This is a genomic window from Pseudoalteromonas sp. R86517, from assembly GCF_042466295.1.
GTDB classification, from domain to species: domain Bacteria; phylum Pseudomonadota; class Gammaproteobacteria; order Enterobacterales; family Alteromonadaceae; genus Pseudoalteromonas; species Pseudoalteromonas atlantica.
Genome location: NZ_JAXHCB010000001.1, coordinates 2,560,512 through 2,573,719 on the forward strand (window position 1 = coordinate 2,560,512; position 13,208 = coordinate 2,573,719).

Here is a 13,208-nt window from a genome sequence, read left to right on the forward strand (position 1 = left end):
AAATTAAACAAAACACGCCAAGTATAACTTGGCGTGAGGGGGGATTAACAGACACTACATGATTAAATAGTTAAGGTTTTTTAATTTTTTTAATATCTAACATATGTGCGCCGTGTTTTATTTTGGTTTCTAGGTAAGCTTTGTTACCTGTAAGGCCTGCTTTAATATGCGCATGGGTACCAATAACGGTGTCTACTTCAATGCCGGCATCTTTTAATGCATTAAGCTTTTTAGGGTTATTGGTCATTAATTTAACGTGGCTTAAATTAAGTGCGTTGAGCATTAATACCGCGTCCGAAAAATCACGTAAGTCGTCGGCAAAGCCTAAGTGGTTATTAGCCTCGTAAGTGTTCATACCTTGAGATTGCAGCACGTAAGCATCAATTTTATTATATAAACCAATACCTCGGCCCTCTTGGCGTAAATACAATAACACCCCGCCTTGCTCGTGCATCATTTCAATACACTCATTTAACTGCTCGCCACAATCGCAGCGCGATGAATGAAACACATCACCGGTTAAACACTCAGAGTGCATGCGAATAAGCGGCACATTTTGATTTACATCAGCATTGTTAAATACAAACGCAACGTGTTCTTGGCCGTCTTTTAAGCCACTAAAAGACACTATTTCTGCGGGAATATCACTATTTTTGCCAACATTAAGCTGGGCTCTTGCTCTTACTTGCGCCACGACAAATCCAAATAATTAAATAACTACGACACCATAAGGTGATAATATCACAAATGTTTAAAGTTAGATCGTAGTACACTAGGTTTATGGCAAATATATGGCGATTACACAGCCTATTTTCAATCTTAATATGCAATAAACTCCCACTACCTAGGGCTATTTCCCCAAAACAATGACAAACTTGAACGCATTTGCTATTTTAATTTTATTACTTTTACCACGCTGCTTATACATTAAGTTAATACACCGCACCTATAAAAAGCTAAAACGGTGTTACCTAGTTATCTCAGCAGGCACTTTTAGTACAGTTTAATGACGAAAATTAGTTACAGCTTAGTGCACATTGGTAGTTAGGTAATTAGTTAGTTTTATAAGCAAGCGCCCACACAAAAGATAATGAAAACCATTATCACTTGTGGTATTTTGTTTCTAGATTGAACACTAATAGGGATTATTATGAAAGCACAACACCTCGCCTTAGTTATCGGATTAACCTTTACGGCTTTTGCAAGCCAGGCCAATGCAAGCCAAGTAAGCGATGATAAAGCCGCCTTTTCTGATGCATACCAAAGTTATTTAACGGCTGTTAAAAAAGACGATAACATAGAGCAAGCAGCTAAACATGCCTATATTACAGGCCTTACGCTTTATGGTGATAAAAGTGATAACACCGCAAGCCTTGCTATTAATTACGCCAAAGCAATTACAGCGCCGCGCTCTACCAACGACAAAAAAAATGTATCAGAGCAACGCTTCGAACTTTACTCGCAAGCCTATACAATACTGGCAAATAACCACGGTAAAAATGCAATAGAAACAATCGACGCCCTAATAGGCAAGGCGGAAAACACCCGCTCGGCCTATCAAGCCGATAACGATTACGACCGTATAATTGAAATAGCTAAAACACAAAACAACCCTAAATTTGTTGCCGACATGCAGTTTGAAGCAGCCTCGCTGCTTGCCAAAAAATTTGCTCATAAAAAATACCATAAAGCTAAAACGCTGCTTAACCAAGCCGATGACTACTACCGTAATAACCTAGACGACAACACCGTAGAGCGCATTAAAGCCGACTTTTTAATGGCGTCGTTTGCTCAAGGTAAGAAAAAATACAATGAAGCCATTGAACGACTAAACCATGTTGTATCGGTATTTGATAACAACTTAAGCTTTGATCACAGCGCTGAGCTTACTGCGCACTCAAAGCTTGTTAACCTTTACGAAAAAACAGGCCAAAGCGAACAAGCCACTAAGCATTGTTTAGCAATTGCTAAAATGGTGCCGTGGAAAAAAACACAAGAGCAAACACCTATATACCGCAAAAATCCTGAGTACCCACAAAACAAAGCGCGCCAAATGCGAGACGGTATTGTCGTTGTTGAATTTGACGTAGATACCGCAGGCTTTGTTAAAAACCCAGAGGTAGTTAGCTCACAAGGGGGGAAAGAGTTTGAAAGGTCGGCACTTACAGCACTTAAAAAGTGGCGTTATGCACCAAAATTTGAAGACGGCCAACCAGTTGTTGCAAGCACGCAAGTACAGCTCGACTTTAAAATAGCCAGATAACACGCAAGGTATTATAGCGTCTTTTTGTTCAGGTAGTTTTACTCAAAGCTTTGCGAGTATTTTATCGCTTGCGGCTTCAATTAAATCGAGCACATTTTCAAAACCATCATCGCCGCCGTAGTATGGGTCGGGTATGGCGCTTTGGCTTTGCTCGCCGTATTCTAAAAACAATGCCAGCTTGTAATGTAAATGGGTGGGGCATTGCGCTTTTAAGTCAGCTAAGTTTTGTGTGTCGGCCGCTAAAATTAAATCAAACTCAGTAAAATCGCTGCTGCGCACTGGGCGCGAAAATATACCTTTAAAGCTATAACCGCGTTTTTCGCCTGCAGCCATTGAGCGGCTATCTGGCGTTTTACCTTCGTGGTAGCCAATAGTCCCTGCCGAGTCGACTTTTACCTCAACGCCTAATTTTTTAGCACGCGCTTTTAACACCGCCTCTGCTGTGGGCGAGCGGCAAATATTACCTAAACACACTATCAGTACTTTTTTCATTAAGGCTCCTTTAGCTAATTTAACCACCTTGGCTTTAAAACTGTTTTAATATAGCCTCGTTATAGTCATCGGCATTTAAAGTCAGGTTATACTTGGCCGCCACACTATCAAGCTCGGCTTGTTTTATAGCTAACTCATCCATAGTAATGGTGTTATCGTCAAGCTGCCATAAAAGCCGTGAGCCCGCATAACTATAATGAATCGCTAACAATGCATCGGCATTACCCTCGCGCCCTGCCGCTTTTAGCTTTGGCATTTTGCGGGTTATTTTATTAAGCGCTTGTTTAAGCTCCCACACATATACCACTTCGGTCATAAAACTATGGGTACGGTATTTATTTAACAGCCAACCAATGGCCAAACTTGTTATAACAACACCGGTTAAATTCCAATGAAAGTGGCTCCCGCTTTCATCAGGAAACAACGCAATTAACGTTTGCGATATAGCCAAGCTGCCAACAGCTAAACCCGCCGCACACCCAGCAATTACCCTATTTAAATGTTTGCGGTAACGTGCTTTATCTATTTGTATGAGTTGCATAACAGCCTAAAAAATTAATAAGTAAAAATATAGCGAACGCTATTGTAACTAAACCCCGCAATTTTTATAAAATTATTTAACCCCTTTTTGATTTCCCCCCCGTTATAGCTTTTAAACAACCCAATAAGTTTACTCGGAGCGGCTTATGCACACACTTGAAATACCCAATAATTCAGCATTTATTAAAACATCAACCGCCGTTATTGGCGGCGCAGTAATGACCTTTGTCGCCTTTGCATTTATGCAATACTTAATTAGTGGCGAGCAGCGCGCACCTATAAAACTCGGCGACGATATTATAGTAGAGATTTTTAAGGCACCAGAGGATTCACAAGTAAGGCATATACAAAAAATACAGCCACCACCGCCTGTGCCAAAAACACCGCCTAAAGCACCACCAATAGATACCTCAAACGACCCTGTAATAGCGATTAACGAATTAACACCTATCACTATTGATGATTTTGGAGATGATATAAATAGCACGATTAACCGCCCAACAGGCGATGCAACACCCATAGTGCGCATAAATCCAAAATACCCAACATCTGCTGCTCGTAATGGCATAGAAGGCTGGGTACAACTGAGCTTTAGTATTTCGCCCACCGGCGAAGTAATAAACCCAGTGGTAATAAACGCCGAGCCCAAACGCACCTTTGACCGCGAAGCAATAAGAGCCATAAAGCGCTGGAAATATCGCCCCAAAGTAATAGAAGGTGTGGCACAATTACAAACAGATCAAACCGTACAGCTCGATTTTAAATTAGATAACTCTATTTAACGGACTAAACGCCTATGCTACTCAGTATTAAGTCATGGTTATTTGAAACGCCAAGCAAGGATTGCATGGCAAGTTACGCAAAAAGTGGCGACAACCGCTACTTAGAGCAGCTTATTTCCCTATACAGTAACGATTTATATCACTACCTAGTGACGCAATCTAATACGCATTTAGCATACGACGTAAGCCAACAAACCTGGCTAAAAGTAATCGAAAAACGCCACCTTTACCAAGCGCAAACCACGCCAAAAGCGTGGTTATTTAAACTCGCGCGCAACACATTAGTAGACGAATACCGCAAACAGCAGCGCTTTGTAGAGCTTGACGAAAACACCCACCTACCCGCGCAGCAAAATGAGCAAGGTAATAACAACAGTATTAGCAATATAAATTACCAAGCGTTCGATAGCGCACTCAAGCAACTGAGCTTTGTGCAACGCGAAGCCATTACCTTACAACAAGAAGGCTTTAGCCTTGCCGACATAGAGCTTATAACGCAAAGCAACCATGAGAGCGTAAAAACAAGGCTGCGCTATGCCAAGCAAAACCTTAAACGTTTATTAGGAGCAAACAATGAATAAGCCTGATGAGCAGTTTGCTCAAAAGCTCACTCAACACTACAAAGAGCGAAAAGCACGCACTACACTCAGCGCTTCCCAACAAAAAGCGTTACTTAATAATGCCAGCCATAAAAAGCCCTCAAGGCTTAGTTTTACGCTACAGTTAACCAGCCTTGCCTGCGCACTGGGCGTATTCGCATTTATTGTATTTGATAACAGCAATGGCATTAACTACGCACCTAAAACGGTGCTTAACACTATCGATATTCACAACTACTCAATTATTAAAACCCACGAAATAACCCCATCGGGCAGTTACACAAGCGCCATTACCGAGCAAAAACACGCACTCGATACTCAGCACGCTAATAGCTTGCGCTTACACCAACAACGCCACATAGAATACGGCACGCTCGTAAAGGTTAATAACGACTGGTACATAGCCAGCTGTAATGACGAGGTACTGGTGCAAATTAAGCAATCACTGCTCAGTGATTTAAAGGGTAAACATGCGGTAGAAATTGGCCTAAATACGGGCGATATGCTGGCTATGGCGCATAACGGTAAAGGGCAGATTGTAGCACTTAAACATGCGGGTGCTGGAGTTAGGCAGTGTGGGGCTTAGATTACAATGAGTTTATTCATCTGAATCTATTTTCTAACATAGGTATACCAAGGGTTCGAGAAGATTAAAAAGTTTAATTTGTGTAAGATAAAGAAAAACAGAATAAAGTATGAATAAGCCAAAGGAAAACTATGGATAATTTTAAAATATGGTTTCAACGGTTAACATTTGCTAATTTTATTTTATTACTTTTAGTATTTATTTCCTATATTCTTTGGGTACCTAACGGAAAGTGGGGGACATTAAGCGATGTTATTATAGCTACGTTCACTTTCATAATAGCGTACACAACTACATTACTTTTGGTCGCGGCTTACATAGCGGGAAACTCTTGGTTTGACCAATTTAAATATCAAAAAGAAAATGAATTTATCGAAACCTTAGTATCTATATTTATATTGAATCAGATTATCAGAGAGTACAACAATCGCTTAAGTATGTATCAAGATTTAATCGACAAAGAAGAAGGTGATCAGAAAAAATTTCCAAGCGAAGCTGAAGGTTTTTTACAAAGTAATGGGATAGATACTTCTGTAAAAACGTACTCCATATCAGATATTATTAATTTCAAAAAATATTATGATTTCATACAACCTAGAAATAGAGAAAAGATTCTCGAATCAATAGTTGAAATTGACAATAAAAAATATAAAGCTATATCTTTAGCATCTACTTTAAAGCTTGGTATATCTAGTGAAGAACTTAATGATGATATCAGCTTACTTAGAAATTCAGAAAAAGAAGATGATCATTCATCATCAAAGAAAATTATAGAAAAATATGCAGATAGCTTGGGCCTAAAAGACTTTACCTTAGTTACAACAAATAGATTCGAAGAATATAAAAAGGGTAGCTTTTAAAACGTAGACTTGCGTTCATCAATCAAGCAAAAACTGATTAAGTTTTTTCGCACTTATTTCCGGTAAACGCCCGACGCGCTAGCAAGCTAAGCGCCTACAAAACAGTTTATATACTTGGCTTTAAAGCGGTGAAATATATTGTTGATACGTTGGGTTTCGTGTCACTCAACCCAACCTACGTCACTAATATCTTATAAATCAGCGTTAATGGCTACTGCTTTAAAAGTCGTTGTTCTGGATTGTGTAAGTACTTTAAGCCGATGGTCACTATACGTGTATGTACCATTGTTATAACGCGTAGTTGAACATTACCAATAACCACAATTGAGCCTTTACTGATTTCTCCTGAGAGCTTTTGGTTGATCACCTCTTCCAAGCTTATGCCCTCTGGGGCGTCTATTTTCATGTGATATGAGTAAAATATATCGCCTACTAGCGTAACCCCTTTCACTTTAAGTTCGTTGCGCGCTAAGTGACTGTCTTGGTGGTTTGTTTTATCGGTTGCTGTAAAAACTAAATCAACAAAAGGTCTGTTAGCGGGTTTTAAAACAACAAATAAATGATCGTTTGGTTTTAATTTAGTAGACCCGCGTGGCGGTATGATTGAAGGCCCTCGTGTGATCATGGCTACAACTACACTTTCTGGTAGTGCAGCATGTGACAAACTGCGCCCAGAAACGCGAGAAACCTCACTTAACGTGTACTCTACAATTTCTATATCAATATCGTTTAAGGCGGTAATTTCGAGCGTTGCAGCTGCTAAATCGGGTGGCGGCTCTATTAAACTTAACTTTTTAGCCATCCAAGGCATAGTTGAGCCTTGCAACGTGGCCGAGATTAACACCACGAAAAAAACCACATTAAAAATAAGCTCTGCCCCTGAAAGGCCAAACAACAGTGGGAATATAGCTAAAATAATCGGCACTGAGCCTCTTAACCCCACCCAAGATACAAATAAAGTTTCGCGATTATTAAAGCCAAATAATTTTAAAATTGGCGCTACCGCTAGTGGGCGAGCAACAAAAATAAGTGCCAGTGCAATTAACAACCCTTCTAGCCATACATCAACCAACGACGAGGGGTTAATTAAAAGCCCTAACACAACAAACATGGTTATTTGCCCAAGCCACGCTAAACCATCGTGAAACAGAAAAATACCGCGTTTATATACAAATTTACTGTTACCTAAAATAACGCCGGTTATAAATACAGCTAAAAAGCCACTGCCACCAAGCGTTGCAGAAAGGCCAAAAGAAAGCAGCCCAAATGCGGTTACCATTACTAAATACAAACCTGATGCATTTAATTTTATTCGATTAATAAACCACACCGACACCTTACCAATTAAAAACCCACAAACGGCGCCTACGCCCATTTGCTGGGCAAATAACTGCAGTAAACCCAGCCCTATTGGCATGTCGTTCACTAGCATTTCGAGCAAACCAACCGTTAAAAAAATAGCCATTGGGTCGTTCGAGGCACTTTCTATTTCAAGGGTTGATTTAAGCTTTTTATTTAAGTGAATACCGGCGCTACGTAAAAGTGCAAATACGGCAGCGGCATCTGTAGAGCCCACAATAGCGCCCAGCAAAACGCCTTGTAATACGGGTAAGTCTAAAATATAAGTGGCGACAAGGCCGGTAATTACAGCCGTTAATAGCACCCCGACCGTTGCTAAAGCCGAAGCAGGTTTCCACACTTGTTTAATAGAGCTGGTTGGCGTTTGTAGCCCACCATCAAATAGAATAATAGCCAGTGCTAACGTGCCCAGAGCATGCGCCGCCTCTGCGTTATCAAATGATATACCTGCAATACCGTCTTCACCTGCAAGCATGCCCACCAGTAAAAATAGCACCAGCACGGGTAAGCCAACGCGCGCAGATAGCTTACTCGAGATAACCCCTAGTAAAATTAAAATGGCACTAACAAGAATGATATTATCTATTACAAACATAGTGTGGGTTTACAGCCTTGTATAAGTTAAAAAGTAAGAATTTATAGCTATTAAAAAGCTTAAAGCTCATGCCATACAATAACCTAAAAAATATAAATACGGGTACTTAACTGCATATTTAAAACAAAAAAGCCTGCGATTAAGCAGGCCTTTGAGTATTTAAACGGGCAAATTTTACAACACTATTATGCTTGTTACTAAGTACGCTATAAACGTCAGTGCGCCGCCAAATAACGCATACGGTAGCTGCGTTTTAACGTGGGTGAGTAAGTCACACCCCGAGGCGAGTGCCGATACGGCGCTGGTGTCGGATATAGGCGAGCAGTGATCGCCAAATATACCGCCGCCTAAAATAGCGCCTACCACCAGTGAAGGTGGCAAACCGAGTGCTTGAATAAGCGGTACGCCAATAGGAATAAGTATGGCAAATGTGCCCCACGATGTACCCGTAGTAAACGACATAACCGCGCCGGTTAAAAACAGCACTGGTACAATTAAGTAAATAGGTAGGTAATCGCCCACTAGTGATGCGACAAATACGCCCGTGCCTAGCTCTTTTAAGCTTGCGCCCAGTGTAAGTGAAAGCAATACAATGCTCACCAGCGGTAATAACTCGCCCATGCCTTTAAAGCCGGTGTCGACTAATTGATGGTGAGTAAATTGGCGCGAGCTAATCATTAAAACATATGCAACTACAATGGCTAGTACCGTTGCGTATAAAACCGATTTAGAGCCGCTGCCTTCTGCAAGTACGCCGTTGCCGGTGTAAAACATAAAGCCTACCATGCTCACAATTAGGGTAAGTAATGGCACTAGCATGTAACGCGCTTTAGAGCCTTTTACTTCTTCTTTTAGGTCGGTTTTTTGCAGCTCTAGCTTTTGCTCGGCTTCTTTCATTGGGCCGTGTACTTTATCAAACGCGATAGTGTAAAACACAATGACTAACGTGATAATGGCGTAAAAGTTGTACCCTACGCTGCCCCATAAAATAGAAACCGCCGATTCGCTTAGCTCGTAATTGCCAAGTAAACCCAGTACAAATGCGCCCCAACCGTTAAGTAATATTAAAATACACACCGGTGCACTGGTACTATCAATAATATAAGCAAGACGCGCTCGGCTCATTTTAAATTTGTCGAACAGGCCACGCGATACAATACCTGAGGTTAATACGCTGAGGTTTGACTCTATAAATACCGCGATGCCGGTAAACATGGTTAAAAAGCCAACTTGGCGCTTACTTTTTGCAATGCCTTTATTCATAAGCATATTAACGGTGGCTGCTACGCCGCCAGATTCACGTATGTAGGCAAGCAAGGCACCAATCATAATACTGAATATTAAAATGCGAGTGTTACCCGGCGAGCTGGCTACCGATATTATGCGCTCAATGGTATTTAAAAATGTAGCAAATAAGGTATTACCCTCGCCTTGTATAGCGAGTAAAAATTCTGATGAAGCCACGGCCACCAAAAGTGCCATTATTACTTCTTTTCGCCAAAATACGATAGCGATAGCAATGAGCGGCGGTAATATAGAATACCAAGACATAAATTAACCTTTATTAATAGCGAAGTGCGTTCGCTTTATTCACGTTGAAACGCTTATTTTACAGGCCGTTTTAAAAATGTGGCCTGAATTTGTAAACCGCTTAGCTTAATGGATTGGCTTAGTTAAGTCACCTGCAAATAAATCACTTCAGGCACTGCACTTAGGCCGTTTTAACCTAAACGATAATTTATTGATTTAGTAGTGCTTCGTAAATAAGCGATACCACCGAGCCATATTGCGCGGTCTCGTATTGTTTGCCCAAAAACTGGTAATGTTTTTGGCTTCCTTTTATTTTTGTGTGCCGCGCATTGGTCAATAAAATAATGGCTAAGTCGTAGGTTGGATCAATAACCGTTACTGTGCCCGTCCAGCCGGTGTGACCATACGCTTGTGCACTTGCATAAGGGCCAAAATGCCAACGCCTAGCTTGGTTGTTACCTGCAAGCCTAAAGCCTAGGCCATAGGTTTCGTTGTTTAATTGTGGCGTTACAAACTGCGCTAAGGTTGATGCGCTAAATAACTGGGTATTGCCAAAGCCACCTTGGTTTAATAGTACTTGGCAAAGCACAGCTAAATCGGGTGCATTACTAAATAAACCGGCATGCCCTGCTACGCCATTAAACGAATAAAATGCTCGCTCGTCATGCACTTCGCCTTGCAAAACATTAGTACGAATATTATCAAAGGTAATACGGCCATCACGGGTATTGCCGCTAAGCTCGGTTGCTGCAAATTCAGCGCGTTTAAAGCCCTTTTTAAGTGGGTTAAATACCGTATTGGTCAGTTTAAGTGGGGCGTAAATGTGTTGCTCGAGGTAGTCATCAAGTGGTTGCCCGGTTATACGCTCAACCAGTACTCCTAAAATCATGTAATCAATATCGGAGTAAACGGCTTGTGCGGGGTATTTATTGCTCAGCGGTACTTGCGTAAGTAACAGCTGCTTTGTGGTTTGGCTATTTTGCGAAAAATACGCATCGCCAGTTTTAGCACCTTTACGATGAAAATCAAATACAGGCGGGTAACCCGCAGTATGCGTGAGTAAATTTTTAACTGTGCGCAACTCGCGGCCATCACCTTTGTATTCGGGTAAGTAACTTTGTACGGAGTTGTTTATATTTAAAAGCCCTTCGCTTACAAGTTTCATAAGGGCAAAATTAGTGGCAAATATTTTGGTGTTAGAGGCTAAATCAAACAGAGTGTGTGTTTGCATTGGCTCTGGGCGTAGTAGCATTAAATCACTTTGCTGGTACTGTTTGGCATCGCCATAGGCACTAAGCTTTATAAGTTCGCCACTTTTAATAACGGCTAATACCGCCCCCGGAAAACCTGCTTGTATGTCTTTTTCAATAAGGGCATCGACCTGGCTAAAGTCTATATTACTTTGCGCAGCGGTATTCAAGGTCGGAAACTCAAAGCGCAAGGTAAGGCTTGCGCCTTTAGGTTTAATATTTTCAACCTTAAACGTATTTACCCCGTTGTGGGTGCGCCTTGCTAGCGAATACTCATATAAAGTATTAGCGGCTAATTGGTTGGTAATATTAAGCTTTTGGTTATTTATAAAAATATCGGCGCTTATCGCGTTATTATTTTGAATTAATAACTGCCCTCGCCCTTTATACGCTTTGAATGTGCCACGGTTATTTACGTACTCACGGCTACTTGGGTTAGCCTCAGGAAAAGTGACAATAACTTGGGCGTTTGGAAGCGTTACTAATTTGCTTTGCTTAAGCTCACTTGCTGTAAACTCATTTGGCTCATTTGCCGTACTGCACGCTACAAGAGTAACACTAACAAGCGCCAGTAAAGCCGTTTTAAAACAGCTGCTTAATTTTTTGTTTATTACTAAAGCCATTTATACCCCTTACTTGTACAGCAAATACGGCGCTCGTTGCTTTTTAAATGCTGCAAGCCCTTGCTGCCAACTTTGTTTTATTTGTCGCTCTGATTGCCCTGCTTCAATAGCTAACCGTAGTTTGTTAGTGCCAGCCAATTTATCCATAAAATCAGCGCGTTCAAAAAAGGTAATATTGTTTTTAGATAATTTATTATAAGCCGTAATTAAATAACTTAAATCAAGCCCACGCGTGTTTGCTGTGCGTAAATCGAGCCCTTTTACAGGAGTATTTTTAAATTTAGGGTTTGCTGCCGCCCCTTTAATAGAGCGCGGTGTAAAACTAAAATCCCCAAGCGCAACGGGCGAGTAGCCAATGACTTGAAACGCAAAGTCGGTGCCTCTGCCAATACTTACAGGGGTTGACTCAAAAAAGCAAAGCGACGGATACAGCGCAATTGATTGATCGTTCGGTAAATTAGGGCTGGGTTTTACAGGTAAATTGTAGGATGTTGAGCGCGTGTAATGATCAACTGGGATCACAGTAAGTTTTAAATCAGCCGCTTTATTGATCCAGCTTTCGCCTTTGATCATTTTTGCAAGCTCGCCTACCGTCATGCCGTGCAGCACGGGTATTGGGTGCATGCCTACAAACGATTTAAATTGGCGCTCAAGTATTGGCCCATCAACGTAGGCAATATTGGGGTTTGGCCTATCAAGCACAATAAACTCAATACCTTGCTCGGCTGCGGCTTCCATCATGTAATGCATAGAGCTTATGTAGGTATAAAAGCGCACGCCCACATCTTGTATATCAAAAATAATAACATCTACTTCGCTCAGAGCCTCAGCGCTTGGTTTTTTGTTTTTACCATAAATAGAAATAAGCGGGATACCGGTTTTACTATCAACCGCATTTTTAACATGGGCTCCAGCGTCGTGATCGCCTCTAAAGCCATGCTCAGGTGCAAAAATTTTGGTTATGGTTATATTTTTAGTGAGTAAAGCATCAACCAAATGAGTATTTTCGACAAGCGATGTTTGATTTACCACAAGGCCAACACGTTTATTTTGTAGCTGCGGCAAATAATGTTTGTATTGAGCAGCGCCAACAATTGGCGTTGTTTGAGCTGTGTGAGCGTGCGCGCCCACATTAAAAATAGTGATAAATAGTAAAACAAAGGTGATGAATACAGCTTTAAACATACAGCAAGTTCCTTTTAAACAAGGTGTTTAAAATACCACAGCTTAAGTTAAAGAGCAGTGAATGGTTTTGAGCTGTACGTAAGTAATTAGAAGCTGCGCTTCTAACGTGAGCAAGCTTTACATCTAAGACAATTAAACTCAGAATTTAGGGTTCACCCGTAGGCGCTAAGCTTGCTAGCGCGACGAGCATCGCATGTAAATGGATTTGAATATATGCATAAGTAATTAGAAGCTGCGCTTCTAACGTGAGCAAGCTCTACATCTACGCTGAAATTTTTAGCTGAGGTGTTTGTTTGGCTTAACTGATAGCTGATAGCTGAAAACTTTCTCAAAATTCAGACACAAAAAAACCGACTTTTGTCGGCTTCTTTTCTATTAACTTAAGTAGTAATAGAAAGTGGTGGGCGCAGGAGGATTCGAACCTCCGACCGCCTGGTTCGTAGCCAGGTACTCTATCCAGCTGAGCTATGCGCCCACTTTCATTAGTTACTTGTTTATACTCTAAGTTGAGTTTCTGAAACAATAAATATAAGTATACATCGTA

12 protein-coding genes and 1 tRNA gene are annotated in these 13,208 nt (G+C 41.0%); 5 read left to right on the plus strand and 8 right to left on the minus strand.

What is annotated here, in order from left to right; translation table 11 throughout:
* Positions 1-70: 70 nt before the first annotated feature.
* Positions 71-694, minus strand: coding sequence for a GTP cyclohydrolase II (ribA, locus tag SJY38_RS11575; protein WP_024031598.1), 624 nt, complete (start codon positions 692-694; stop codon positions 71-73).
* A gap of 456 nt (positions 695-1,150) precedes the next feature.
* Between ribA and SJY38_RS11580 the strand changes: the two genes are divergently transcribed.
* Entirely contained in the window at positions 1,151-2,263 is a 1,113-nt protein-coding gene (locus SJY38_RS11580; RefSeq protein ID WP_377109797.1) for a TonB family protein, read from the plus strand.
* Positions 2,264-2,305: 42 nt separating this feature from the next.
* Here SJY38_RS11580 and SJY38_RS11585 read toward each other — a convergent pair whose 3' ends face one another.
* Together SJY38_RS11585 and SJY38_RS11590 are read right to left on the minus strand one after the other, a co-directional pair.
* The gene (locus SJY38_RS11585; RefSeq protein WP_024031596.1) at positions 2,306-2,755 is read right to left on the minus strand and encodes a low molecular weight protein-tyrosine-phosphatase; all 450 of its coding nucleotides are present in this window, start codon (positions 2,753-2,755) and stop codon (positions 2,306-2,308) included.
* Between the two features lie 34 nt (positions 2,756-2,789).
* Complete coding sequence (locus tag SJY38_RS11590; RefSeq protein WP_004587507.1) at positions 2,790-3,296, minus strand: DUF3087 domain-containing protein; 507 nt, start codon at positions 3,294-3,296, stop codon at positions 2,790-2,792.
* A 145-nt stretch (positions 3,297-3,441) separates the two neighbouring features.
* On the opposite strand from SJY38_RS11590, the gene SJY38_RS11595 reads away from it, so the two are divergent.
* The 4 genes from SJY38_RS11595 to SJY38_RS11610 all read left to right on the plus strand — a co-directional run bounded on the left by SJY38_RS11595 (position 3,442) and on the right by SJY38_RS11610 (position 6,122).
* Positions 3,442-4,077: an energy transducer TonB gene (locus SJY38_RS11595; RefSeq protein ID WP_377109798.1), complete on the plus strand. Its 636-nt coding sequence runs from the start codon at positions 3,442-3,444 to the stop codon at positions 4,075-4,077.
* 14 nt (positions 4,078-4,091) lie between these two features.
* Positions 4,092-4,658, plus strand: a complete 567-nt coding sequence (locus tag SJY38_RS11600; RefSeq protein ID WP_377109799.1) for a sigma-70 family RNA polymerase sigma factor — start codon at positions 4,092-4,094, stop codon at positions 4,656-4,658.
* Positions 4,651-5,262, plus strand: a complete 612-nt coding sequence (locus SJY38_RS11605; RefSeq protein WP_377109800.1) for a hypothetical protein — start codon at positions 4,651-4,653, stop codon at positions 5,260-5,262. The genes SJY38_RS11600 and SJY38_RS11605 overlap by 8 nt, the downstream gene beginning before the upstream one ends.
* A 131-nt stretch (positions 5,263-5,393) precedes the next feature.
* Positions 5,394-6,122, plus strand: a complete 729-nt coding sequence (locus SJY38_RS11610) for a hypothetical protein (RefSeq protein WP_377109801.1) — start codon at positions 5,394-5,396, stop codon at positions 6,120-6,122.
* Positions 6,123-6,333: 211 nt separating this feature from the next.
* Here SJY38_RS11610 and SJY38_RS11615 read toward each other — a convergent pair whose 3' ends face one another.
* From SJY38_RS11615 to SJY38_RS11635, 5 genes are all read right to left on the minus strand, one after another.
* Complete coding sequence (locus SJY38_RS11615; RefSeq protein WP_004587502.1) at positions 6,334-8,076, minus strand: potassium/proton antiporter; 1,743 nt, start codon at positions 8,074-8,076, stop codon at positions 6,334-6,336.
* 174 nt (positions 8,077-8,250) lie between these two features.
* On the minus strand, positions 8,251-9,627 hold the full coding sequence (locus tag SJY38_RS11620) for a Na+/H+ antiporter NhaC family protein (protein ID WP_029773935.1): 1,377 nt from the start codon (positions 9,625-9,627) through the stop codon (positions 8,251-8,253).
* Positions 9,628-9,814: 187 nt separating this feature from the next.
* Positions 9,815-11,479, minus strand: coding sequence for a penicillin binding protein PBP4B (gene pbp4b, locus SJY38_RS11625; protein ID WP_377109802.1), 1,665 nt, complete (start codon positions 11,477-11,479; stop codon positions 9,815-9,817).
* Positions 11,480-11,488: 9 nt separating this feature from the next.
* Positions 11,489-12,664 (minus strand): exo-beta-N-acetylmuramidase NamZ domain-containing protein, encoded by a 1,176-nt coding sequence (locus tag SJY38_RS11630; RefSeq protein WP_377109803.1) that lies wholly within the window; start codon positions 12,662-12,664, stop codon positions 11,489-11,491.
* Between the two features lie 398 nt (positions 12,665-13,062).
* A tRNA-Arg gene (locus tag SJY38_RS11635) sits at positions 13,063-13,139 on the minus strand.
* Between the last annotated feature and the right edge of the window lie 69 nt (positions 13,140-13,208).

Bases quoted from the DNA above. Each gene is read 5' to 3' on its own strand.
- SJY38_RS11580 (WP_377109797.1), top strand. From the start codon at position 1,151: ATGAAAGCACAACACCTCGCCTTAGTTATCGGATTAACCTTTACGGCT.
- SJY38_RS11585 (WP_024031596.1), bottom strand. From the start codon at position 2,755: ATGAAAAAAGTACTGATAGTGTGTTTAGGTAATATTTGCCGCTCGCCC.
- SJY38_RS11590 (WP_004587507.1), bottom strand. From the start codon at position 3,296: ATGCAACTCATACAAATAGATAAAGCACGTTACCGCAAACATTTAAAT.
- SJY38_RS11595 (WP_377109798.1), top strand. From the start codon at position 3,442: ATGCACACACTTGAAATACCCAATAATTCAGCATTTATTAAAACATCA.
- SJY38_RS11600 (WP_377109799.1), top strand. From the start codon at position 4,092: ATGCTACTCAGTATTAAGTCATGGTTATTTGAAACGCCAAGCAAGGAT.
- SJY38_RS11605 (WP_377109800.1), top strand. From the start codon at position 4,651: ATGAATAAGCCTGATGAGCAGTTTGCTCAAAAGCTCACTCAACACTAC.
- SJY38_RS11610 (WP_377109801.1), top strand. From the start codon at position 5,394: ATGGATAATTTTAAAATATGGTTTCAACGGTTAACATTTGCTAATTTT.
- SJY38_RS11615 (WP_004587502.1), bottom strand. From the start codon at position 8,076: ATGTTTGTAATAGATAATATCATTCTTGTTAGTGCCATTTTAATTTTA.
- SJY38_RS11620 (WP_029773935.1), bottom strand. From the start codon at position 9,627: ATGTCTTGGTATTCTATATTACCGCCGCTCATTGCTATCGCTATCGTA.
- pbp4b (WP_377109802.1), bottom strand. From the start codon at position 11,479: ATGGCTTTAGTAATAAACAAAAAATTAAGCAGCTGTTTTAAAACGGCT.
- SJY38_RS11630 (WP_377109803.1), bottom strand. From the start codon at position 12,664: ATGTTTAAAGCTGTATTCATCACCTTTGTTTTACTATTTATCACTATT.